The 21,033-nt window shown below is 69.8% G+C and carries 26 protein-coding genes; 8 read left to right on the forward strand and 18 right to left on the reverse strand.

The features are described from left to right. Positions 1–41: 41 nt before the first annotated feature. The 3 genes from G6N19_RS07470 to G6N19_RS07480 all read right to left on the reverse strand — a co-directional run bounded on the left by G6N19_RS07470 (position 42) and on the right by G6N19_RS07480 (position 2,315). Complete coding sequence (locus G6N19_RS07470) at positions 42–935, reverse strand: glycoside hydrolase family 16 protein (protein WP_041319418.1); 894 nt, start codon at positions 933–935, stop codon at positions 42–44. 76 nt (positions 936–1,011) lie between these two features. Further along, complete coding sequence (locus G6N19_RS07475) at positions 1,012–1,395, reverse strand: hypothetical protein (protein WP_013827259.1); 384 nt, start codon at positions 1,393–1,395, stop codon at positions 1,012–1,014. A 65-nt stretch (positions 1,396–1,460) separates the two neighbouring features. Next, positions 1,461–2,315 (reverse strand): oxygenase MpaB family protein, encoded by an 855-nt coding sequence (locus G6N19_RS07480; protein WP_013827258.1) that lies wholly within the window; start codon positions 2,313–2,315, stop codon positions 1,461–1,463. A 65-nt stretch (positions 2,316–2,380) separates the two neighbouring features. On the opposite strand from G6N19_RS07480, the gene G6N19_RS07485 reads away from it, so the two are divergent. Together G6N19_RS07485 and G6N19_RS07490 are read left to right on the forward strand one after the other, a co-directional pair. Beyond that, positions 2,381–3,049 carry a TetR/AcrR family transcriptional regulator gene (locus G6N19_RS07485; RefSeq protein ID WP_232062563.1) on the forward strand — a complete coding sequence of 223 codons (669 nt, stop codon included), beginning with the start codon at positions 2,381–2,383 and terminating at the stop codon, positions 3,047–3,049. 12 nt (positions 3,050–3,061) lie between these two features. Next, positions 3,062–3,463 carry a hypothetical protein gene (locus G6N19_RS07490; protein WP_193466077.1) on the forward strand — a complete coding sequence of 134 codons (402 nt, stop codon included), beginning with the start codon at positions 3,062–3,064 and terminating at the stop codon, positions 3,461–3,463. A 406-nt stretch (positions 3,464–3,869) separates the two neighbouring features. Here G6N19_RS07490 and G6N19_RS07495 read toward each other — a convergent pair whose 3' ends face one another. Beyond that, positions 3,870–5,096 carry a hypothetical protein gene (locus G6N19_RS07495; protein WP_083036519.1) on the reverse strand — a complete coding sequence of 409 codons (1,227 nt, stop codon included), beginning with the start codon at positions 5,094–5,096 and terminating at the stop codon, positions 3,870–3,872. Positions 5,097–5,135: 39 nt separating this feature from the next. On the opposite strand from G6N19_RS07495, the gene G6N19_RS07500 reads away from it, so the two are divergent. Then, complete coding sequence (locus G6N19_RS07500) at positions 5,136–5,762, forward strand: TetR/AcrR family transcriptional regulator (RefSeq protein ID WP_013827254.1); 627 nt, start codon at positions 5,136–5,138, stop codon at positions 5,760–5,762. A gap of 1 nt (position 5,763) precedes the next feature. Here G6N19_RS07500 and G6N19_RS07505 read toward each other — a convergent pair whose 3' ends face one another. Together G6N19_RS07505 and G6N19_RS07510 are read right to left on the reverse strand one after the other, a co-directional pair. Further along, positions 5,764–7,014: a PPE family protein gene (locus G6N19_RS07505; RefSeq protein WP_193466078.1), complete on the reverse strand. Its 1,251-nt coding sequence runs from the start codon at positions 7,012–7,014 to the stop codon at positions 5,764–5,766. A gap of 12 nt (positions 7,015–7,026) precedes the next feature. Next, positions 7,027–8,202 carry a PPE family protein gene (locus G6N19_RS07510; RefSeq protein WP_232062565.1) on the reverse strand — a complete coding sequence of 392 codons (1,176 nt, stop codon included), beginning with the start codon at positions 8,200–8,202 and terminating at the stop codon, positions 7,027–7,029. 258 nt (positions 8,203–8,460) lie between these two features. On the opposite strand from G6N19_RS07510, the gene G6N19_RS07515 reads away from it, so the two are divergent. Together G6N19_RS07515 and G6N19_RS07520 are read left to right on the forward strand one after the other, a co-directional pair. After that, positions 8,461–8,763: a DUF732 domain-containing protein gene (locus G6N19_RS07515; RefSeq protein WP_193466079.1), complete on the forward strand. Its 303-nt coding sequence runs from the start codon at positions 8,461–8,463 to the stop codon at positions 8,761–8,763. A gap of 23 nt (positions 8,764–8,786) precedes the next feature. Beyond that, on the forward strand, positions 8,787–9,089 hold the full coding sequence (locus G6N19_RS07520) for a DUF732 domain-containing protein (protein ID WP_013827250.1): 303 nt from the start codon (positions 8,787–8,789) through the stop codon (positions 9,087–9,089). A 17-nt stretch (positions 9,090–9,106) separates the two neighbouring features. On the opposite strand, the gene G6N19_RS07525 is transcribed toward G6N19_RS07520, so the two are convergent. Genes G6N19_RS07525 through G6N19_RS07540 form a run of 4 tightly spaced genes read right to left on the reverse strand, consistent with a single transcriptional unit; the run spans position 9,107 to position 11,029 of the window. Then, a complete protein-coding gene (locus G6N19_RS07525) occupies positions 9,107–9,763 on the reverse strand; it encodes a L,D-transpeptidase family protein (RefSeq protein WP_013827249.1) in 657 nt (218 codons plus the stop codon). A gap of 57 nt (positions 9,764–9,820) precedes the next feature. Further along, positions 9,821–10,057 carry a hypothetical protein gene (locus G6N19_RS07530; RefSeq protein ID WP_193466080.1) on the reverse strand — a complete coding sequence of 79 codons (237 nt, stop codon included), beginning with the start codon at positions 10,055–10,057 and terminating at the stop codon, positions 9,821–9,823. 4 nt (positions 10,058–10,061) lie between these two features. Further along, on the reverse strand, positions 10,062–10,694 hold the full coding sequence (locus G6N19_RS07535) for a phosphatase PAP2 family protein (protein WP_193466081.1): 633 nt from the start codon (positions 10,692–10,694) through the stop codon (positions 10,062–10,064). Continuing rightward, positions 10,691–11,029, reverse strand: a complete 339-nt coding sequence (locus G6N19_RS07540; protein WP_193466082.1) for a hypothetical protein — start codon at positions 11,027–11,029, stop codon at positions 10,691–10,693. The genes G6N19_RS07535 and G6N19_RS07540 overlap by 4 nt, the downstream gene beginning before the upstream one ends. Between G6N19_RS07540 and bluB the strand changes: the two genes are divergently transcribed. The 3 genes from bluB to G6N19_RS07555 are packed head-to-tail and all read left to right on the forward strand — an operon-like array spanning position 11,028 to position 13,812. Continuing rightward, positions 11,028–11,717 carry a 5,6-dimethylbenzimidazole synthase gene (bluB, locus tag G6N19_RS07545; RefSeq protein ID WP_193466083.1) on the forward strand — a complete coding sequence of 230 codons (690 nt, stop codon included), beginning with the start codon at positions 11,028–11,030 and terminating at the stop codon, positions 11,715–11,717. The two genes, G6N19_RS07540 and bluB, sit on opposite strands and share 2 nt — an antisense overlap. Further along, positions 11,714–12,610: an amidohydrolase family protein gene (locus G6N19_RS07550; protein WP_193466084.1), complete on the forward strand. Its 897-nt coding sequence runs from the start codon at positions 11,714–11,716 to the stop codon at positions 12,608–12,610. Before bluB ends, G6N19_RS07550 begins: the two co-directional genes overlap by 4 nt. Positions 12,611–12,627: 17 nt before the next feature. Continuing rightward, a complete protein-coding gene (locus tag G6N19_RS07555; RefSeq protein ID WP_193466085.1) occupies positions 12,628–13,812 on the forward strand; it encodes an alpha/beta hydrolase family protein in 1,185 nt (394 codons plus the stop codon). A gap of 27 nt (positions 13,813–13,839) precedes the next feature. Here G6N19_RS07555 and eccE read toward each other — a convergent pair whose 3' ends face one another. From eccE to G6N19_RS07595, 8 genes are read right to left on the reverse strand one after another with little or no spacing between them, the layout of a single operon-like run. Next, entirely contained in the window at positions 13,840–14,826 is a 987-nt protein-coding gene (gene eccE, locus G6N19_RS07560) for a type VII secretion protein EccE (protein ID WP_193466086.1), read from the reverse strand. Beyond that, on the reverse strand, positions 14,823–16,253 hold the full coding sequence (mycP, locus tag G6N19_RS07565) for a type VII secretion-associated serine protease mycosin (protein ID WP_083036537.1): 1,431 nt from the start codon (positions 16,251–16,253) through the stop codon (positions 14,823–14,825). Before mycP ends, eccE begins: the two co-directional genes overlap by 4 nt. Beyond that, on the reverse strand, positions 16,250–17,692 hold the full coding sequence (gene eccD, locus G6N19_RS07570) for a type VII secretion integral membrane protein EccD (protein WP_269473692.1): 1,443 nt from the start codon (positions 17,690–17,692) through the stop codon (positions 16,250–16,252). Before eccD ends, mycP begins: the two co-directional genes overlap by 4 nt. A gap of 24 nt (positions 17,693–17,716) precedes the next feature. Then, complete coding sequence (locus G6N19_RS07575) at positions 17,717–18,598, reverse strand: ESX secretion-associated protein EspG (protein WP_013827239.1); 882 nt, start codon at positions 18,596–18,598, stop codon at positions 17,717–17,719. A 36-nt stretch (positions 18,599–18,634) separates the two neighbouring features. Then, positions 18,635–18,922 (reverse strand): WXG100 family type VII secretion target, encoded by a 288-nt coding sequence (locus G6N19_RS07580; protein ID WP_041316779.1) that lies wholly within the window; start codon positions 18,920–18,922, stop codon positions 18,635–18,637. A 14-nt stretch (positions 18,923–18,936) separates the two neighbouring features. After that, entirely contained in the window at positions 18,937–19,230 is a 294-nt protein-coding gene (locus tag G6N19_RS07585) for a type VII secretion protein EsxS (protein WP_193466087.1), read from the reverse strand. Positions 19,231–19,250: 20 nt separating this feature from the next. Further along, positions 19,251–20,696, reverse strand: a complete 1,446-nt coding sequence (locus G6N19_RS07590) for a PPE domain-containing protein (RefSeq protein WP_448425060.1) — start codon at positions 20,694–20,696, stop codon at positions 19,251–19,253. A gap of 2 nt (positions 20,697–20,698) precedes the next feature. Further along, positions 20,699–21,010: a PE family protein gene (locus G6N19_RS07595; RefSeq protein WP_013827237.1), complete on the reverse strand. Its 312-nt coding sequence runs from the start codon at positions 21,008–21,010 to the stop codon at positions 20,699–20,701. Positions 21,011–21,033 lie beyond the last annotated feature (23 nt).

The raw sequence follows: 21,033 nt of genomic DNA on the forward strand, positions 1-21,033 counted from the left end.
TGGTGCCATCGATCGGTGTCGACGGCACGGCGGAACGCCGGTTAGAAGACGCGCACCCAGTCGATCAGCATGTCCGCCGGGTAGGACCCCTGCCGCGCGTCCCCGCCCCCGGAACCGCCGACCGCGAGGTTCAGGATCGGGAACACGGTGTAGCCCGGGTCGTTGAACGGCCAGACGCGGACCGGTTCCTCGATATCTTCGATGCCCGCCGCCGGGACGCTGAAGTAGGGCTCCATCCCCTCGACGTAGTCCTGCCAGAAGTACATGCCGCTGGCATTCCAGGTGACGCGCCAGTTGTGCCAGTTGCCGTCGACCGGAAACGCGAATGTTTCGAACGCGGTGCCGTACGGGTTGGCGTGCACGGTGGTGCCGGACGGCCACTCGCCGTTGCCGTACCACTCCATCATGTCGATCTCGCCCTCGCGGCCCGGGTCGTCGTTGGACAACCACCACGCCGGCCAGCAACCCGCCGTCTGGCAGTTCAGCTTGATGCGGGCTTCCCAGGTGGTGCCGATACCGCCACGCCAGTTACCGTGCACCAGCCCGCCGAAGTAGGTGTTGCCCTCCTGGGTGGCACGGATGACCAGGTTGGACTTGCCGTCGAGGAAAACGTTCTGCCGGCTGTCGCGGTACTGGTAGAAGTACTCGGGCCGGTCCCAGCCGACCGGGCGCCGGATCGGGGTGCGGTGGTTGGAGATCGTCCACTTCGACCGGTCGGGGGCCGAACCGGCCGGACCGTCGAACTCGTCGTGCCAGATGAAGCCGCCGGGCTTGGCGCCGGCGGCGGGCGCCGCCGTATCGGCCGGTGCGGCCGGTGGCTGCGTCGGGTCGCCGGGCGCCCCGGGAGGCGCGGGAACAGCTCTGGCCAGCGGGTTCGGGGCGGTGGCGGCCAGCGCCCCGGCACCCAGCATCAACATGACTTGGCGGCGGTTCATCTCAGGCACGGTGGCAATGTAACCCACGCCGGAACCGTGTCAAACCAGGCGATGCCCCGCCTGTCGGTGTGCTACGTCACTCGCTTTGGTCGGCGCTGTCGTCGAGCACACCGACGGCAATCCCATAGGGCAAAAACCGTACCTTCCGCCCGGGATCGGGGTTACGTTGGCTGGCGCGCAGGGCGTCGATCTCGGTGGCGTAGACCTGCTCGACCCGGGCCGCGCCGTCGTCGCCGACGGTGTAGATGGCCCACACGCCGTCACCGGTCTCGCCGGTGGTCGGCGGCCCGGACCGCGCCGCCTGGGCCAGATCGGCGAGAATCCCGCCCCAGCCCGCCCGGTTGCCCGGGCCGAACGCTCCGGAGAACCGGTCGAATGCGGCGCGCAGCCCCTCACCGGCCTCGCGCATCATCCGGTCCAGGTCCTCGGAATCGAATCCGAATGCACCGTCGTTGCTCATCGCCAACCCCTTCCGGCCCGGTGTCACACCCCAGTGTGCCCGCGGCGGGCGGGATCCGGCCAGTGTCAGGCGGCGTCGACCCGGTCGCGCTCGTCGATCAGCCGGCGCCCGCTGCTCAGCCGGCGGCGCATCGCCCACAAGTAGTAGCGCGACGGCAACCAGCGGATCGGCCGCGGCACCAGCCGGTACACCGGCGGCAGCACCGCCATCAGCGCGTCGAACAGCTGCTGATCGCGCGGGCTCCAGGTCCAGTGCAGTTGCTCGCGAAGTTGCGGCGGCAGCAGGCCCCGGGTGATCCACCGGTTCAACGGCATACCGAGCCGGATCAGCAGCGGCGAGTCGCCGCCGCGGAACAGCTCATGGCAGAACGCCCGGACATGGTCGTCGATGGTCAGCTCGTCGAGCTTGCGCTGCCAGTACTGCTCGAACTCGGCGCGGGTCGGCGGCCACATCTCCGGCTTGACCTGCAGCGTGGTGCCGTAGACCCCCGACTGCTGATACAACCGTTCGGCCGTGGCGTCGTCCATCGGACCCAGGAAGCGCTCGTAGAGGTCTTGGCCGTTCTTGTAAAGCGTGGCCGCCACCCACAGCTGCAGATCGGGGTCGAAGCCGTTGTAGACCACCGGGCCGTCCGGCTTCGACTTCACCGGCACGTGCGCCTGGTTGACCATCTTGGCCACGGCGCGCCGCTCCTCCTCGGTACCGAGGGTGGTGACGTAGATGTAGGTCATGGTGGTGCGCAGCCGGTCCAGCGGCCGGGACAGCACCGTGGAGTGATCGGCGACGCCGTGTCCGACGCCGGGCTCGGCCAGCTGCAGCAGCACCGTCACGCCCGCGCCGAGGAACAGGAAACCCTCACCGACGTAGTCGGCCAGGTTCAGACCCCGGTCGACCGGTAGCTGGGACTGGCGGACAGCCATGGCCGTCTCCTCTCCGCTGTGCAACGATTCAACAATAATTGTTGCATCGTTCCCAGTTGTTGGCAATGTCCTCGGCGGTAGATTCGACCCCGATGGTCGCCAATCCGTTGTTTGCGCTGCTCGGGGCGCCAGACGAGTCCGACGCCGATGCCCCCATCCTGCGGGCCGCGCTGGAGCAGTTCGCCTTGACCGGTGTCCGGCGGACCAGTACCGACGACATCGCCCGCCGCGCCGGGATCAACCGCGCCACGCTCTACCGGCGACTGGGCGCCAAGAGCGATATCGTCGCGGCCGCGTTCCTCTACGAGGCCGGGCGGGTGCTGACGCAGATCGACTCCGGCACCGGCATGTTGGCCGACCATCCGGCCGACGCCGAGATCGATGACTACATCGTGCGGTTCTGCACCACGACCCTGGTCACGTTGCGCGACAACCGATTACTGCACCAGCTGCTCGAGGTGGACCGTGACGAGACACTGCGAGCGCTGACGATCGGAGCCGGTGACGTGGTCGAGCTGGCGTCGGCGTTCCTCGCCGAGCGCATCCGGTTGGTGCGGGAGCGCTCCGGCGGCTCGACCGACGCAAGCGAGATCGCTTCCCTGTCAGCGGTGCTGGCCCGGCTGACCCAGTCGCTGCTGCTGACGCCGGGTGGGCCGCCGCACTTGCACACCCACGCCGAGATCACGGCGTTCTCCGCCTCGGTGTTGGTTCCGCTGATCCGCGGGCGGGCTTAGTTCTCCGGAACGGTGATCGGTATCGGTATCGGCACCAAGGGGATTCGCAGGTACTCGGTGGTCATCGGCACGGTCGTGGTGGGCGGCACCGTGGTGCTCGGCGGCGCGGTGGTGCTCGGCGGCGCGGTCGTGGTCGGGGGTGCCGTCGTCGTGGTGGGCGGCGTGGTGGTGCTCGGCGGCGCGGTCGTGGTCGAGGGTGCCGTCGTGGTGGTCGGCGGCGTGGTGGTGCTCGGTGGGGCGGTGGTGGTCGGCGGCGGTGCCGGCGTGGTGGCCGCCGGCGGAGGTGGCGGGGCGGGCGTGCTGGGAGCCGGAGGCGGTGGCAACTCGCTGGACGGCGGGGTTGGCGGCGCCACCACGGCACTGGTCTCCGGCTGTACCGGGGCTTGCTCCTCGGAGTTGCGCGCCAAGCTGTAAAGCGCGCCGGCGACCGCGATCAGCGCAACCAGGATGCCGAAACCGAGTGCGTACAGCGGCAGCCGCGACGGATGGCGTCGACCGGGGACCGGCGCCGGGGGCGGCGGGGTGACCGGTCGGCGTCCGGTGCCCGGCGACTGGTCGTAGCGGTCCTCGACGTAGGGCACCGGTTCGGCGCCGGCGCTGCCGTCCTCCTGCGACCAGGCGTAGGCGTCCACGACACCGGAACCGGGGCCTGACGTAACCGTCGGCGCCAGCTGGGTCGCTCCGATTGCGTCCGCTTCCCGGGTGACATCGTCGGCCTGCGGGTCGTACATATGCTGATTACCTTGGATCGACAACGGCTAGGGGTCGTGACCACGTTAGGGGCACGGCCCGGTGAGCCGCCACCGCCGAGACCATAGGGTTATACAACCGTTAGCGGCAACGACTTTCGGGTGCGGAACTGGAAGGTCGCACCGCCGCTGACCTTGGTCACCATCACCTCGGGCAACTCCTTGGCCTCGGTGTCGGTCTCGGTCAGTTGTGCCGTCCACTCGTCGTCGGACCCCCCGACGCTCACCCGCAGCAGCGGGTTGACCGCGGTCGCGATGGCCTGCAACGGGTTGACCTCGGCCGGCGAACACAGCGAAATCCAGGCACCGTCGTCGTGCGCAGGTGAGCGACGCACCGCAATCCGGTCCTCACCGATCTCGGCGCGCACGTAGCCCGCCGGATTGAGCAACGGGTGCAACTCGAAGGTGCGCAGCGCCCCGGCGATGTCGTCGGAGAGCCGCATGGCGTCCTTGATGCGCATCGCGCCCAGCCCTGCCAGCCCGGTCAGCTGACGGCGGCCCACCGAGACCGCCAGCTCGTCGGTCTCGGCCCGCGCGCGCACCGCCAGCGCGAACGACAGGTACAGCAGGTGCATCTGCAGACACACCTCATCGGCGATCCGGACCAGTGCCGAGTGGGAGAACGCGGTGAAGTCGACATCGGACAGCAGCGGCCCGGTGTAGTCCGACAGTCCCTCGGCGGCCGGATCGATCTCGCCGAGTTGCCAGGTGGCCGCGTTGGTTTCGCTGATCACCGCCAACGCGGGGATCGGCTGGGCGTCCGGATAGGACTCGTCGATGATGACGGTCCAGCAGCAGTGCGGCTGCCGGTCCGCCGGCGTGCGGGGCGGCCGGTGTACGGGGCGGCACTGCGCCTTCACGTTGGTCGCCACCGCGGTGGCGTCGAACGTCGGGTCCTCGATGGTGTGGCACATGCCGAAGACGTAGTCCTCGCCCATCGGCTCCACGTCGAGCAACGCGCCGCAGCTGGCCAACTCGAATTCGCCGTTCCAGCGGTCGTGGACGGTGAAGCGGAAGTCCATGAACTGCGGCGGTGAGCCGATGTCGAACTGCAGGCCCTTGAAGATGGTGGGCACATCGTCGCCGACGTAGCCCAGCGCCCGTTGCATGCGCTGGGTGTAGACCGGACTCGAGCCCGCCCACTCCTCGATGGCGATCTGCAGCATCTCCTCACGGCCGAACTCTTGGATGCACCAGGCCATCCCGGAGCGGTCGATCATGTGCCCGATCAGCAACAGCTCGGGTACCAGCACGGCCAACTCGTCGCGCGACAGCGACGCATACCTGGATTCGGTCACGGAAGAAAAAATAGACCCGACTATGTTATAAAGTCAACAATGGGTATTTCCGCTGGCACCACCGCGTCTCCCGGACCGACCCGGCGGACCACCGCGCCCCGCAAGCGCGGCGACGACACTCGTGCCCGGATCATCGAGGAGACGGTGCGCTGCATCACCGACGAGGGCTTCGGCGCGGCCACCGCCAAGCACGTCGCCGAACGGGCCGGGGTGACATGGGGCGTCATCCAGTACCACTTCGGCGACCGCAACGGGCTGCTGATGGCCGTGGTCGACGACGGCGTCGCCCGGTTGCTGACGAGCCTGTCGGCGGTCGACGTCGGCGGACTGGGACTGCGGCAGCGCATCGAGGCCGTCGTCGACACCGCGTGGCGCTGCTACGCCAGCCCGACCTCACTGGCGGCGTTCGAGATCCTGCGAGCCACCCGCGGCAGCCTCGGCGAGCAGTCCCACGAGCACCTGCTGCAGATGAACTCCGCGATCAACCGGCTGGGCGTGCTGGTCTCCGATGATCCGGCGGATTCCGGTGTGGTCGAGGTGATCTGGGCGTCGCTGCGGGGAATCGTGTTGGCACAGATGATCGTCGGCGGCGAATTCGACTGGCAAGCCGAACGGCGGGCACTGATCGACATGGTCAGCCACTACTTGGAGCGCGAGCGCCGATAACCTACGCGGACTGGTCTGAAGGCCCGGTGCGCCAATGGGTCGGCAGCGGCTGCCCCTCCCGCAGTCGATTGTGATACGCCCAGGATGACGCCAACCAGCCGTTGCCGTTGGTCAGCGTGGTGATGGGCTGGCCGTCCTGCTCCTCGTTCTTCTTGCCCGTCTTCTGGCCGCGAGCACCACTGGTGTCGGTCACTGCGCCCTGCCCGGCGGTCGTTCCCATCAGCGCCTCGTGGAACGCCGTGCCCGGCGGCAAAGCGGTGACGGCCGGGGCGTCGGCAGCGGCCAGGGTGAATGCGGTCGCCCGCAGCTGCGGTGCCGCGCTGGCCCATCTCGGCGGTACCGACAGTCGCCCGACCGGGACCGCCCGGCCCATGCCGGCACCGACCGCCGGCGTCGTGGACGACGACAGCACACCGCGCGGGCCCAGCCCCTCGAACGTCAACGCACCCTCGACGCCACCGCGGACGAACAACAGCCGTCCCCAGCCGGCGCCGTTGCTGACCACGGTGTACATGCTGGAGTCGAAGCTGATCCCGCTGGCGGCGACGCTGGTATAGGGCGTCAGCGGATTCAGCAGATCGGCCAGCGACTCCGACGACGTACCCGACGTGCCGCTCGATGTCGATAGTTGGTGCAGCACGCTGTGTATCGCGCCATTGAGGTGTGCATGAGCACTGGTTCCGGCCGCATGTGAGGCCGCAGCGGACTGAACGCCGGGGCCGGCCGGGTTGGTGGTGCGCGGCGGCTGGTCCACGGTCGGCAGGGCGCTGGCCGGCGTAGCAACCGCTGCATACCCGTACATCGCGACGGCGTCCTGCGCCCACATCTCGCCGTAGTGCGCTTCGGTGGCGGCGATGGCCGGAGTGTTCTGGCCCAGGAAGTTGGTGGCGACCAGCGCCGCGAGCAATGCCCGATTGGCGGCCACCTCGGCCGGCGGCACGGTCGCGGCAAACGCGGCCTCGTAGGCCGCCGCCACCGTCTTGGCCTGGATGGCGGTCTGCTCGGCCTTGACGCAGTTGGCCTGCAGCCACGCCACGTACGGCATCGCCGCATTGACCATCGCCGCCGATGCGGGGCCAGACCATTCGTGGCCGGTCAGGCTCGCGATCACCTCCGCATACCCGACGGCGGCCACCTCCAGGTCGGCGGCAAGGACATCCCAGGCCGAGGCCGCCGCCAGCATCGGCGCCGCCCCGGGGCCGGTGTACATCCGCCCGGAATTGACCTCCGGGGGAAGCAGCGCGAAATCCACCCCGGCTCCCACTCAGCCCGCGGCCGGCGGTCGGGGCACGACCGTGCGTCGATTCGAAACGGCGCGAGACGTCGCTGCGCCCAGGCCGCGACCCGCGAGGGTGCCGAGCATGGTCTCGCCGAATGCCGTTCCCGGCAGGCCGCCGGCAACGGCCCCCGGCACCCCCGGGGCAGGCAGGGCCGCCCCGGCCGGACCGACGGCTGAAGCCAGCGTGGCCGGCATCGCCCAGCCGTGCGGCACCGACAATCCCCCGATCCGCAACGCGCTGCCCGCGCTCGCCGACAGCCCGGCGCCCAAGCCACCGCCGCCCAAGCCACCACCCAGACCGCCACCGCCCAGGCCCAACCCGCCGAGGCCCAAACCGGCCGGCCCGATCATCGGCGGGTTGAGGATTTCGCCCAAGCCGCCCGGGTTTTCGGCCGTGAAGGCGGCCAGACCGATGCCATTGTTGATATTGCTGAGCATGTTCGCGGTGCCAGACCAACCCGTCATGGTGGCGCTCATGCCCTGCGTCGCCAGCCCGGTGAACGGCGAGAACTGACCGATGATCGACGTCACCGAGGTGAGCAGACCCGACACCCCGTCGGTGGCGCCGCTGCCGGCGGCCGTGGCGCCGGCCTGGGTCACCGCCGCGGACTGAGCGGCCTGGCCGGACGCGTTGGTCGTCGGTGGCGGCTGACCGAATGCGGTCAGCGTCGACGCGGCAGCCGAAGAACTCGCGTAGCGGTACATCGCGGCGGCGTCCTGGGCCCACATCTCGGCGTACTGGCGTTCGGCCTCACCGATCGCCGGGGAGTTCTGTCCGAAGAAGTTGGTGGCGACAAGCTCATTGAGCAGGACCCGGTTGGCCGCGATCACCGGCGGTGGCACCACCGTCGCGAGCGCCGTCACATACGCCTCCGCGGCGGCCGCGGCCTGTCGTGACGTCTGCTCCGCCTGCGCACCGGTGCCGCGCAGCCACGTCACGTACGGCTGGGCGGCAGCAGCCATCGCGGCCGCGGCCGGGCCGGCCCACGAGCCGGCGGCCAACCCCGACGTCACCGAGTCGTATCCGGCCGCGGCGGTGTGCAGTTCGGCGGCCAGCTGCTCCCACTCCGCCGCGGCGGTCAGCATTGATCCGGACCCGGGCCCTGAGTAGATGCGACCGGAGTTGATCTCCGGGGGCAGAACACTATAGTCCAGGTACATCACAGCCCCTTAGCAGCTAACCCACAGTTCGCCTGTAGTTCTCCGAGAAGTCACCCGGCGATGAGGAAACGCCGCCGAAGTGAACTCGGGGTTACGGTCAGGTGGTCAGCACAGTGGCGCGTCGATGAAATCTGCGGCGCACCGGACCGGCCGGTCGCCGCCGAGGTAGCGCCGATGCAGATCAGACGGTTGGTGTTCACCCGCTATTCACGTCATGGCAGGTGGTGATTAATCCCGGGCCGCGATGCTTTCAACACTGTGAAGCACGCACGATGGATTCTGACCGCGATCAGCGCCGCTGCGCTGGTCGGGCTCGGCGCGCCGGCACACGCCGATACTGATCCGGATGTCGCGTTCCTCAACGCGATCGACCAGGCAGGCATCGAATACACCGACCCGCAGGAGGCCATGGCCGTCGGACGCCAGGTCTGTGACTACCTGCACGCCGGACACCAGACCGACGGCGCCGCCCGCGCGCTGCGGATCTCCAACCGCGGCTTGTCAGTGAAAAACGCCGCCCGATTCGTGATGGTCGCGCGAACTTCGTACTGCCCCAACTGACTAACCGGCCGACGGAGGACACGATGAGGGCTCGCAAACCCACGGTGGCGGTGTTCGCGATGGCAGGTCTGATAGGGCTGGCCGCCCCAGCCGCCGCCGAACCCGGCGACGCCGGTTTCCTCGGCGCACTCGACCAGATGGGCATCTCCTACCCGAACCCGGCCGACGCGGTGGCCGGCGGTCAGGCGGTATGCCGGTACATCGCCGAGGGACACAGCGTCAATCAGGCGGCCAAGGGCGTCAAGAACGCCAATCCGAGCCTGACCCTGACCAAGGCATCGCAATTCGTCGGTATCGCGCGAGCCACCTACTGCGCGGAGGTGTAAGGACCGTCACCGGCGCGCTATTGCGCGATTGCCATGACCGCCCCGGGGCGCAGCCACTGGATGATCTGCACCAGCTTGGCGTCGTCGATGGCCACGCAACCCGCAGTCGGGCCGCCGTCGGTGGTGTGAAAGAAGAATGCCGCGCCGTCACCGGGGGTGCGGGCGGTGTTGACGCCCATCACCACCGCATGCTTGTACTGCGGAATCTGGAGGTTCTCGCTCTCGCCGGTGTCGAACGGGCACTGTTGCTTCTTGCAGACCTGCATGGTGTTGAAAGTCGGGCTGTGGTCGTCACCGTCCCACCAGTGGTCCGGACCGACCTGGACATACTGCAGTCCCCCACCGGGATTCGGCGCGGTGCCGAACGCATACGGCAGCGTGAACACGCCCATCGGGGTAGCGGGGTAGCCGCTCTTGGCCTGCTGCGCCATCCCGGCGGAACCGACGTGGGCGGGTATGCCGGCCGCCACCGGTTGCCACCCCGTCGCGCTGCGCTGGTAGACATCCATCTTGGCGTCGGAACCGCCGACCCCGACCACCGAGATCACCTGGGCCGCGTTCCCCACTGACCGCGCAAACCACGGCGTGACATCGGCTTGGGCGCCGGGCGCCGCCACCAGCGCCGTGGCGGCGGTGCACAGGGCAGCGCAGAACACGCTCAGCAGTCGGCGCATCGGTTCATCATCGGCGGGTGCCGCGGGAGGGTCAAACACCGGTCCCGGCGCGCCGGGTCACGGTTCGGCACGGCGCGGTAGGTCTTCGACCGGCGCCTCGTCCTTGAGCAGACCACGCGACGACAGATAGCCACGGAAATACTCCCGGTGCTCGGGACAGGTCAGCCACACCTTGCGACGTTCGGGGGTGTGCAGCTTCGGGTTGTTCCACAGCATGCCGAACGTCGCGGCGGCGCTGCAGCCCTTACGCGAGCACACGAGTGCCCCTACCGGGTCGGCGTCATAGCTGGTCATCTCCTCAAGCCTGCCACGGTTTGACTAACAGCACCCAGGCCGTCAGATACGCCCAGCCCAGCGCCCAGCCGGCCAGCACGTCGGAGGGATGGTGCACGCCCAGCGCCACCCGGGCGATGCCGACTGCGGCCACCACCAGCGCACCGCCGCCGACGGCCACCACCCGGGCGCTGCCCCGCAGCACCGGCCACACCAGCACCAGCAGTGCACCCACCGCGACCGTCACCCCGAGCGCGTGCCCGGACGGAAACGACGACGACGATGCGGTCGCCAACGCGGTCACCGGGCGGGGCCGGTCGACCGAGGCCTTGGCCGCGGCGGTCAGCAGGCCGCTCAACTCCACCGTCAGCAACAGGAACAGTGCCGGCCGCAACCGGCGCCGCAGCAACGCGACCACCACCGCCACCATGGCCAGCACCCGGAACACGGCCGGTGCGAAGACGGTGGACAACCCGTCCCAGAACCGCACCCACGCCGGGTGTTTGACCCCGATGTCGTAACTGGCGTCGAGCGCCGCGGCATCGACGGTGGCCAGCCAGCCCCAGCCCTGCCGGTAGCCCACCAGCATCAGGGCACAGACCGCCGCCGCGACAACGACCGAGACCAGTGCGGAGGCGCGCGCCGCCGACCGCCTCATGACGTCGGATCGCGCCGCACGCCGACGCTCCGCAGGTCCGGCCAGGGCGGGCGGCGCAGCACCGCCAGCGATGCGATCACCGCCGACACCAGGCCGGTGAGCACTCCCACCAAGGCGATCCGGTCGGCGTTGACGGCGGCCACCCACTTGGCTTTGTCACCGCGGATCACCATGACGCCCAGCGGCGTGGCGGTCACCGCCGAACCGTCGCGGCCGGCCTGAATGCGGGTGGCGGTGATGACCGTGGCGCCGTCGGGGGTCTGGTGCGGTTCGCCGTAGACCAGCGCACCGGTGGAGCCGGCGGACAGCTGATCCAGCAGTTCCGAACGTTTCATGGCGGGCATCCCTTCGTGTGACTCCTACCATGATCGCGTGGCTGATCCGTCCTTCACCGCGCAGGAGCGCCGAGCCGTCTACCGGGTGATCGCCGAACGGCGCGACATGCGCCGCTTCCTTCCCGACAGCACCGTCGACGCGAACGTGCTGACACGCCTGCTGGCCGCGGCGCACGCCGCGCCCAGCGTGGGGCTCATGCAGCCGTGGCGGTTCGTCCGGATCACCGACGACACCCTGCGGCAACGCATCCACACGCTGGTCGACGAGGAACGTCACCGCACCGCTCGCGCGCTAGGGCGGCGCGAACAGGAGTTCCTGGCACTGAAGGTGGAAGGCATCCGCGACTGCGCCGAACTGCTGGTGGTGGCGCTGCGCGATGGCAGAGGTGCCCACATCTTCGGCCGCCGCACGCTGCCACAGATGGACCTGGCATCGGTGTCGTGCGCCATCCAGAACCTGTGGCTGGCGGCCCGCGCCGAGGGGCTGGGCATGGGGTGGGTCTCGCTGTTCGAACCGCGGCCGCTGGCGCAACTGTTGGGTATGCCCGCCGACGCGGAGCCGGTGGCGATCCTGTGCCTGGGCCCGGTTCCGGAGTTTCCGGATCGGCCGGCGCTGGAACTGGACGACTGGGCCTACCGGAAACCCTTGAGCGAGTTCATCTCCGAGAACAGCTGGGAGCAACCATGAGCGACGACGAGGCGGCCGCGGTCCAGCGGATCTGGTCCGGGCTCGGGTTGCCGGGAATCATCGACGTGCATACCCATTTCATGCCGAAACCGGTGATGGACAAGGTGTGGAATTACTTCGACTCGGCAGGCCCGATGGTGGGACGCAGCTGGCCCATCACCTACCGCACCGACGAGGCCCACCGTGTCGAGACACTGCGGTTTTTCGGAGTGCGCCGATTCACCTCACTGGTCTATCCGCACAAGCCGCAGATGGCGGCATGGCTGAACCAATGGTCGGCCGAATTCGCCCGCGAGACACCGGATTGTCTGTCCACTGCGACGTTCTACCCCGAGCCGGGGGCGGCCGACTACGTCGGTGCGGCCATCCACGCCGGCACCCGGCTGTTCAAGGCACACATCCAGGTCGGCGACTACGACCCCAACGATCCGCTACTCGACGATGTTTGGGGAATGATCTCCGATTCCGGCATCCCGGTCGTGACCCACTGCGGCTCCGGACCACAACCCGGGCGGTTCACCGGTCCCGAACCGGTTCGGCGACTGCTGCGCCGTCACCCGCGGCTGCCGCTGATCGTCGCGCACATGGGTATGCCCGAATACGGTGAATTCCTCGACATCTGCCTGGATTCGGCCGCTGTGCACCTGGACACCACCATGGCGTTCACCGCGTTCGTCGACGAAATGATGCCCTTTCCGGCCGGTGAGCAGGCGCGACTGCGTGACGCCGGTGAGCGGATCGTATTCGGCAGCGACTTTCCGAACATCCCGTACCGGTACCGCGACGCACTGACCGCCGTCACCGCAGTTCCCGGCATCGACGACGGCTGGCTGCGGGGCGTGCTCTACGACAATGCCGCCCGATTGTTCGAGATCGCGCTACCATCCGCTTGACAGAAAGGCCGGCGACCGTGACCACTGACGCCACTCCGTCCATCCCGGTCCCCGATGTTCCGGGCGCCGACGCGGGCCCGAGGGGCCTGCCCGAGCGCAGCGAGTTGTCGTTGCGGGACAAGCTGATCGTCGACGCGTCGGCGTTCGCCGATATCGGCCTGCGAACCGCGGTCGCATCCATGGTCGCGGCGTCGATGATTCCGTCGGTGCTGACCACCGCGATCGGGCGCGAACAGTCGCGGCGGGAACGGGAACGACTGGCGTTCTACGCCGAGTTGGCCGCAGCAGGCGACCCGGCCAGATCCTTTCCGGCGCCGACGACGCTGCCGCGGATCTGCTCGCGGCGGGCCAACCCGCTCGCTGAGCGGGTGGCGCGCGGCACGGTGGAGAACGTGTCGTTCCACAGCGGCTTCGAAGCCGTCAACCCGGCCATGAGGGATTCTTGGAACACTCTGGGCCAGAACAATATCGCGCGGTTTCAGCACTGGCGTCACGACGACGGGCCGCGGCCGACGCTGTGCGTCATCCACGGTTTCATGGGATCGGCGTATCTGTTCAACGGCCTGTTCTTCTCACTGCCGTGGTTCTACCGGTCCGGCTACGACGTCGTGTTGTTCACCCTGCCGTTTCACGGCCGGCGCGCCGAGAAGTACTCGCCCTTCAGCGGATACGGTATCTTCTCGCACGGCATGGCGGGTTTTGCCGAGGCGATGGCCCAAGCCGTCCACGATTTCCGCTCGGTGGTCGACTATCTGGAGTTCACCGGCGTCGACCGCATCGCGTTGACCGGCCTGTCATTGGGCGGTTACACCAGCGCACTGCTCGCCGCGGTCGAGCCCCGGCTGCAGGCGGTGATCCCGAATGTTCCAGTGGTCTCGGTCGATTCGGAGATCCGCGACTGGTTCCCGGCCAACAAGGTGGTACAGGCCGGTCAACTGCTGGGCCGGGTCGACCACGGCGCGTTCACCGACGCGACGGCGTACCATTCGCCGCTGAACTACCCGCCGCTGGTGGCTAAGGACCGCCGGCTGATCATCACCGGCCTGGGTGACCGGTTGGCACCGCCCGAGCAGTCCGAGATGCTCTGGCGGCACTGGGATCGATGTGCGCTGCACTGGTTCCCGGGGAACCACGTGCTGCATGTCAGCCAGCCGACCTACCTGCGCCGGATGACCGCATTTCTGCGCGGATACATGTTCTGACGCCGATGACCTGACGGCGGCGACCCGCTAGCGCGCTGCCACGTCCGACGCCGCGACGGGCCACCGCAGCCCGGCGAGCTCGTCGTCCGCCAACACCGCACCGCCGTCGAGGCGGCTGCCAGAGAGCGGATGCAGGCTCAGCAGCGCGCTGCGGTGCTTGCCCTGCTCGGAAACCAGACCGGCCAGCGGGGCCGCGCCGCCCGGCGCCGACCCGGTACGCAGCGCACACGCGGCCGCGACGGTCCGCCGGCCACCGTCGTCGGCGAATTCCAGTACCGTCCAGGTCTCTCCGGCGTTCGAGGCCCGGATCCGGCTCAGCGTGTCCCCCAGCGCCGCGTCGATGGCGACCTGGTAGGCGGCAACGTGCTCACCCGAGCCGTCGACCACGGACCGCCACGTCTCCCGCGCGCCCGAGTCGATCAGCGGAGGGATCTCGTCAGCGGCGACAAGCGTGGTGTCCCAACCGATCTCGCGGAGATGGTCGGCGAGCCGGCGCACCGCGATGTCAGCGGTGCGCTGCAACGGGATCTCCGGCGAGCGGGCCTGCAGTGCGGCCAGATTCCGTGCGGCCGAGAATGTCAGACCGATCCAGGTGTCGGTTTCATCGGCACCGCCTTCCGGCCGGGTGCCGCGGCTGGTGATGCGCACGGCGTCGGCCTGCAGACCGTACCGGTTGAGGTAGCCGGCGATCACCGAGAGCGGCAACGTATCCCCGGCGGCCGCGGCCGCGATCCGCAGTGCCGACGTCGTCCGCGCCCCGGAGACCGCTCGCCGGTCGGTGTGTGTGCCGCGGCTCGAACGCGACATGGCCAGCCGGCGCCGGACGATCGTGGTCAGGTGCAGGCCGTGCCACCAACTCAGCAGCACGATCGCCACCGCGACCCCCACGGCGAGCACCCAGCGGTCCCGGGGGGTCGGCCAGGGGTAGGCCAGCAGTGCCGGCACGACGGCGAGCAGAACCAGTGCGATTCTGGCCGGGCCGGGCCGGGGGATGGTGGAACGGTACGGGCTCACAGCTGGTTTTCCTTTCGTCGGCGGGCGGCCGCTGCGGCGCCGACAGCGACGGCGACGACCAGCCCGCCCAGCAGCGCGGTTCCGGCGAAGGCCACGATCCGCGGCGCCGGGTCCTCCGGTTGCGGGGCCGGCGGGGGGGACAGTTTCTTCGACGGGGAGAAAGCCGGATCCGCGAGCGGTGTCAATTCCCACGTCAGGGCGGCCACCGCGTCGACGGTCCCGGCGCCCACCAGAGCCGACGGTGCGCGGGCGCCGTTGTGGGCGGTGGCGACGATCCGGTGCGCCACCTGCATGGCGTTCAGGTCGGGGTAGCGGCTGCGAACCAGCGCGGCCACGCCCGCGACGTAGCCGGCGGCGTAGCCGGTGCCGGTGAGCGGCACCAGCCTGCCCTGGTTCCCGGGAAGCCCGTTGGCCAGACCCCCGTCGTCGCGGTTACTGACCGAGACGACGCCCTCCCCGGGTGCGGCGACGCCGACCCACGGCCCGGCCATGGTGAAGCTCGACGGCTGCTCGTTCGAGGACAGCGACGCCACCGACAGCACGTAGGGCTGCCACCACGACGGCACCGACAGCGAGCTGACGCCCGTCCAGTTGCGCGGATCGTGCGGGCGGCTGAGGTCGGTGAGCGGATTGGACTCGCACGCCTCACCCCCGCCGCCGACCGACCCGGTCTGCCCGTTGTCGCCGGCAGCAGCCACGATCAGCGCGTCCTTCTCCACCGCCGCGTAGCGCAACGCCGCGCCCAGGGCGGTCTGGTCGACGTTGCGGTCGGCCGGCAGGCACGTGGTGGTCGAGATGGTGATGACCCGGGCGCCGAGGTCGGCGGCGTGCACGATGGCCCGCGAGAGCGCGGTGATGTCGGTGACCACCCGGGCCGTTCGAGGGTCGTCCCCGGCCAACCGCGGCGAGACCGAGGCCGAGGCGGTACGCAGCGACAGCAGTCGCGCCGCGGGGGCCACGCCGGTGAAACCGTCCTGGCCCTCCGGCGCGGGCTGGCCGGCGATGATGCCGGCGACCAGGGTTCCGTGACCGTCGCAGTCGGTCAGGCCGTCGGTGGTGCCCAGGTAGTCACCGCCCGGGTCCACCGCCGGCAGCCGCGGGCCCGGCCGCACGCCGGTGTCGATGACGGCCACTGTCTGGCCCTCGCCGCGGGAGAACTGCCACGCCGCGGGCAGGTCGAGCATCCGCTGTCCGGCGGTCGCCGTGCCGACGTCGCTGCCGGGCAGCACGCCCGAACTCACGCAGTCGCCGCGTTGCTCCATCGCCGCGACGGGGCCGGGTGCACCGTTGGGTGGCGGCACCGTCGGGTCGATCGTCGGCGGCGTGATCGCCAGCGCCGGGGCACTGGTCAGCAGCGCGGCCAGGGCCGTGATCCCGGCCCCCCGGACCGCCCTTCGGCTCCAGCTGTGCGTGTCGGCAACGGTCATCGAGACAGGACCCAGGCGAAAATGCCGACCAGGTAGGCCATGACGGGGATCAAGGTGGCATCGACGCCGGAGGCCAGGAAGCCGACCAACCGCCGCACCGGCAGCGAGTAGCTGTCCGGCGATGCGACCGTCGGGCTCAGCGCGACCACCACCCACACCGCCACCAGGGCGGCCAGCACCACCACCGCGCCGAAGGCGGCCGCGAACCGGCCGGTCGCGGCGTAGCAGGCCAGCAGCACGACCGCGGTCAGGTGCGGCTGGGCCAGCAGCCAGGCCTTGCACCACGCCGAGTCCCACACCCGGGCGCGCAGCACCGAGGCCAGCGCGATGCCCGCGACCACGTACCACGCCCAGCCCGAAAGGCCTTCGGGCGCAAAGGCAATCGCTACCGAGCCGAGTACGGCGAGCAACACGGCGCCGGCGACGAAGCCGGTCTGGTGGGCGTCGGTGACCCGAACGCGGCGAGGCAGGTCCTCGAGCACGCGTTGCGGCAGCGCCGACGGGGTCGGGTCGCCCGGCGCCGGGATCACCGGCAGCGGCAGCCGCGCCCACAGCGCCGAGAGTTGCGGAGCGGCAACGGTCAGCAGCAGCGAAGCGGTGATGAGCCCGCAACCGAGGCTGAGGAACGGCAGCTCCCAGAAGGTTTTGACGGCGGCCGCCGCCAGCACGCCGACCCCGGCGACCACGGCCGCGGTGAAGAAGGCGATCCCGCGCTCACCGCCGCCGCCGGGCGGCAGGATCAGACAGATCAGCGACCACGCGCTGACCGCCGCGGCGCCCAGCACCACGTGCGCCGGGCCGAACAGTCCGGGTACCGCCAGGGTGCCTGCTGCGGCTACCGGCACCAGCGCCGCGATCGACAGCGTCAGCGCCGCCTCGGCCGACCGGGTCCGGCACAGCAGCGCCGCCAGGACGGTCACCAGCGCGATGGCCACGGTGGCCAGCAACCCGGCCGGTTCGCCGGTGAGCGCCCGATGCGCGGTGGCCAGGCCGGTGGCCGCGAAGATCAGCGCCGCCCCGGCGGCCAGTGCGCCACGCCGGATGTGGTTGCCGCCCCACGGCTTACGGCGCGACGCCGAGAAGATGACCGCGGCGTCGGCGATGTCCTCGACGATGCCGGGCGCCGCCGGGCCGACCGGCACGGGCCGAAGCGCCAACAGGTCGCCGTCCACCACCCCGACGGTGTCCAGGCTGGCGTCCAGGCTGAACGGTGCACCGCCGACCGGCGCAAGGCTCAGCCGGGTCGTCACACCGGTGCCCGGATCGGCTGAATCAGCCGAGTCACCGGAGTCCGGGGCCACCAGGCGTTGCACCGCCGGCAGGATTTCGCGCAGCGGCAACTCCGCGGGGACGGCGATCTCGGTCAGCCGCCTGTCGGCCAGAACCGCGATACGGACGATCGGCATGGCGGCACTGGTCAGCACCGGAGCTTCGGTCATTGGTGTTCTCTATTCTTTTCTCTGCTAGGACAGCTGGGTGGTGAAATCTCGGGACAGTCGCTGACCGGGGAACCACTGGCCCTCGGGCAGCGTGGCGGTCAGCTCTTCGATCGCGACGGCGGTCGCGAAGTCGGTTCCGGGCCGGAAGGTCGACACCCATTCGCCGTCGAAGGCCTGCGACGGGGTGACCAGGATGCGGCCCTGCTCGGTGTCGACCAAGCTCATCCCGACCTCCGTGGTGGCGTGCCGGCCGTTCTGGGCGCAGCCCGCGACAACCTCGACGTAGCTGCGCGGGCCGGCGAACACCGACTCCACGACCGGTCGCGCTGATGCTGGAATACCCAGGTAATCAAGAACTTCGCCGAGCGCGGCGCCGGCGCGCAGCCGCTCGTCGGCGCGCACCCCGACCCGGGCGGGCAGGGTGAACTCGTCGAATCGGGCCGGCGGGCGCTGCCGCAGACCGGCGCCGAGCACCGGGACCAGCAGCCGCGAGTCGGCGATGTCCATCGCGGTGAAGGTGACCAACTGGGCGTTGCGCAGCGCCACCACCGTCCGGGTGGGCTTGGCACTGCCGGGGTCGCGGCGCGCCACGATGCCGCGCAGCATCTCGTCTGCCCCGCCGGACGGTGAACCCACGTAACGCAGATCCAGCCAACGATCCGGGAAGCACACCACCCGAATCCATTCGGCCACATACGCGTTGATCGTGCCGTCCGGCGAGACAACTCCCATCCGGGTCAGTTCCTCGCGCTGGCGTGCCATGAACGCACCGCGTTCCCCGGCGTCGGTGTAGGGCATGGTGATCGCCAATACCCACGGGAAAGACCCGGCGCCAATGGTTTCCGCGATGTACCAAGCTTGCTCGACCGTCAGTTCGGCAGCGTTGGGTTCAGTCCCCCAGTTCACGCCGGCGGCCTTCCTTCGTCGAGCAGAACATGGCGGCTAGCCCCACTTGGCGGCTTCGGCGGTGTCGCGGGCGTTCATCATCAACGTGTTGGTCTCATGCGTCATCGCCATCGCGTGATACGCCCGCACCAACTCCTCCATCGCCTGATTCCACTGCACCTGCCAGGCCTGATACGTCATCCCCGTATCGCCCTGCCACGCCGCCTGCAACGCCGCCTGCTCACTGGCGATATCAGCACCGACGGCCTGCAACGTGCCCGCATACCCATTCATCTCCCCGGCATGGGCCAACATCGCCGGGTAGTTGTACATAATCTGCGACATCACACAAACCCCTTCTAAACCCCGGTGTAACCCGACGCCGCCGCCGCATCGGCCGCGACATAAGTACTGCCCGCATCAGCCAGATTCAGCTGCGCCATGTCCAGCAGCGCATTCACCCGCGCCGCCATCGCCACAAACCGCGCATGCGAACCCTGAAACGCCGCCGCCGCCTCACCGATATGAAACGCCTGCGCCGACAACGCCGCCTGCTCAGCCTGCGCCATCGTCGACCGCATCAACGCCGCCTTCGCCCCAAACGCCGACTCCGAGGCCACCAACTGCGGAATATGGGCATCCAACATACTCATCGCCGCACTCCTTTCTCCATCTATTTCTTCGGTTCTGTTTCCGGATCCGGGCCGGAAAGTTCGTTCTCACTCCAGGTTTCGGGAAGCATTGGCACGCCCGGCCCGCCTCCGAATCCGTCGCCTGCCAGGGTGGTCAGCCCCGACGCGGCCGCGGTACCGCGCCCGCCCACGGTTCCGGTGAAACCGAGCGCCCCGGCACCACGATCCGAGCCCGCGGCCGACGCCGGCTCATCGACCGGACCGGCCGGGCCTGAATCCATGTCCATGTACTCATCGGCGTGGTCGTGCAGCACGGCGCGCCGGCGCCGCCGCGCGCGAGACCGTTCCCGAGCCGAGGCGCCCACCGCCGCCGCAGCCGCGGGCACCCGCGAGGCCGGTGCTTGCGCCTTGTTGCGCTCGGTGAGGGTCGGCCCCAGCCCGGTACCGGGGTCGCCACCGGCGACCAGGTAGCCGAATCCGATGGCCCCGCCCGCCGCGGGCGCCGGTGCCGCCGCCGGCGTGGCCGGTGCAGCGGTAACGCTCGCAGCACCGGGGGTGGCGACGCTCGGGCTGAAACCGGCCACCACCGGAGTCGCCCGGTCGCCGGACGGGGCTACCGCGACCGGCACCGGCTTCAGGTCGCCGTCGGGGGCCAGCTCCCCGCCCAGCATGTCGGCGAGGTGGCCCAGCCCCACTCCGAGCAGGATCGGCACCAGCGCCGCACTGGCGAACAACAGCGACCAGAAGGTCCAGCCGAACGGGATGAAGAAAGCCTCGTAGGCAATGAAGAAGAGCAATGGGAACCAAGTGACAAGGGCACCGGGGCTACTGAGGATCTCGCGGATCACCCCGATCGGGTCGGTGAAGAACTGGACCAGTTGATCCCACAGCCGGGTGAAGAAATCCCCGATGTCCGACGACGTGTCAGCGGCCGGCTGCGCGGTGTCGGCTTTGAGCACCGGCGGCGCCTGTACGGTGCGCGGCGCCGACGCCAGTGCCGCACCGGACACCGCATGGTAGGTGCTCATGGTGGTGGCAGCCTGGACCCACATCCGGGCGTAGTCGGCTTCGTTGAGCGCAATGGGGATGGTGTTGATGCCGAAGAAGTTGGTGGCGACCAACACGCCATGGGTCATGTGGTTAGCGGCCAGCTCGGCCAGTGTCGGCATCGTCGCCAGCGCCGACGCGTAGGCCGATGCCGCCACCTCGTGCTGTGCGGCCACCCCGGCACTGTCCGCGCTGGCTTTGCCCAGCCACGCCAGGTACGGCACGTGCGCCGCCAGATACTGCTCGGCGCTGGGGCCCTGCCACGCACCGCTCTGCACCGCGCCCAGCAGCGCGGTGAGTTCGTCGGCGACCGAGGCGTACTCGACGCTCAGCGCATTCCACGCCCCGGCAGCCGACAGCAGCGGACCCGGGCCGGGGCCGCTGCTCAGCATTGCCGAATGCACCTCCGGGGGGGAGGCGATCCAGACCGGGGCGGAAATCATCAGCCGCGCGACCCCATGAAGTATCTCGACGCACCTGCCGCGTCGCCGGCGGCGTAGTTGACGCCGGACTCACCGACGCCCACGCCCGCGCGACCGAGCTCGGTGGCGCCCTGGGCGGCCACCGCGGCGTGCTCGGTCCCTTGGGCGCTGAAGCCCGCGGCGGTCTGCAGTGAGACCGGGTCGGCCGCCGGCGGCACCACCGCGGTGATCAGCGGGGCGGCGGCGGCCTGGGCGGCCGCCAGACGGGCGGTCAACGCCTCGACCGCTGCACTGGCGGCGGCAAGGCCTTCGGGAACCACGTTGAGAGTCATGGCTGTTTCTCCTTCCCTTCGAT

The organism is Mycobacterium novum, from assembly GCF_010726505.1.
In the GTDB taxonomy this organism is placed as follows: domain Bacteria; phylum Actinomycetota; class Actinomycetes; order Mycobacteriales; family Mycobacteriaceae; genus Mycobacterium; species Mycobacterium algericum.

What these genes read in the sequence shown, in the direction of transcription:
- G6N19_RS07470 (WP_041319418.1), bottom strand. Translation starts at nt 935, where the DNA reads ATGAACCGCCGCCAAGTCATGTTGATGCTGGGTGCCGGGGCGCTGGCC.
- G6N19_RS07475 (WP_013827259.1), bottom strand. Translation starts at nt 1,395, where the DNA reads ATGAGCAACGACGGTGCATTCGGATTCGATTCCGAGGACCTGGACCGG.
- G6N19_RS07480 (WP_013827258.1), bottom strand. Translation starts at nt 2,315, where the DNA reads ATGGCTGTCCGCCAGTCCCAGCTACCGGTCGACCGGGGTCTGAACCTG.
- G6N19_RS07485 (WP_232062563.1), top strand. Translation starts at nt 2,381, where the DNA reads ATGTCCTCGGCGGTAGATTCGACCCCGATGGTCGCCAATCCGTTGTTT.
- G6N19_RS07500 (WP_013827254.1), top strand. Translation starts at nt 5,136, where the DNA reads ATGGGTATTTCCGCTGGCACCACCGCGTCTCCCGGACCGACCCGGCGG.
- G6N19_RS07510 (WP_232062565.1), bottom strand. Translation starts at nt 8,202, where the DNA reads ATGTACCTGGACTATAGTGTTCTGCCCCCGGAGATCAACTCCGGTCGC.
- G6N19_RS07520 (WP_013827250.1), top strand. Translation starts at nt 8,787, where the DNA reads ATGAGGGCTCGCAAACCCACGGTGGCGGTGTTCGCGATGGCAGGTCTG.
- G6N19_RS07525 (WP_013827249.1), bottom strand. Translation starts at nt 9,763, where the DNA reads ATGCGCCGACTGCTGAGCGTGTTCTGCGCTGCCCTGTGCACCGCCGCC.
- G6N19_RS07530 (WP_193466080.1), bottom strand. Translation starts at nt 10,057, where the DNA reads ATGACCAGCTATGACGCCGACCCGGTAGGGGCACTCGTGTGCTCGCGT.
- G6N19_RS07535 (WP_193466081.1), bottom strand. Translation starts at nt 10,694, where the DNA reads ATGAGGCGGTCGGCGGCGCGCGCCTCCGCACTGGTCTCGGTCGTTGTC.
- bluB (WP_193466083.1), top strand. Translation starts at nt 11,028, where the DNA reads ATGGCGGGCATCCCTTCGTGTGACTCCTACCATGATCGCGTGGCTGAT.
- G6N19_RS07540 (WP_193466082.1), bottom strand. Translation starts at nt 11,029, where the DNA reads ATGAAACGTTCGGAACTGCTGGATCAGCTGTCCGCCGGCTCCACCGGT.
- G6N19_RS07550 (WP_193466084.1), top strand. Translation starts at nt 11,714, where the DNA reads ATGAGCGACGACGAGGCGGCCGCGGTCCAGCGGATCTGGTCCGGGCTC.
- mycP (WP_083036537.1), bottom strand. Translation starts at nt 16,253, where the DNA reads ATGACCGTTGCCGACACGCACAGCTGGAGCCGAAGGGCGGTCCGGGGG.
- eccD (WP_269473692.1), bottom strand. Translation starts at nt 17,692, where the DNA reads ATGACCGAAGCTCCGGTGCTGACCAGTGCCGCCATGCCGATCGTCCGT.
- G6N19_RS07580 (WP_041316779.1), bottom strand. Translation starts at nt 18,922, where the DNA reads ATGTCGCAGATTATGTACAACTACCCGGCGATGTTGGCCCATGCCGGG.
- G6N19_RS07585 (WP_193466087.1), bottom strand. Translation starts at nt 19,230, where the DNA reads ATGAGTATGTTGGATGCCCATATTCCGCAGTTGGTGGCCTCGGAGTCG.
- G6N19_RS07595 (WP_013827237.1), bottom strand. Translation starts at nt 21,010, where the DNA reads ATGACTCTCAACGTGGTTCCCGAAGGCCTTGCCGCCGCCAGTGCAGCG.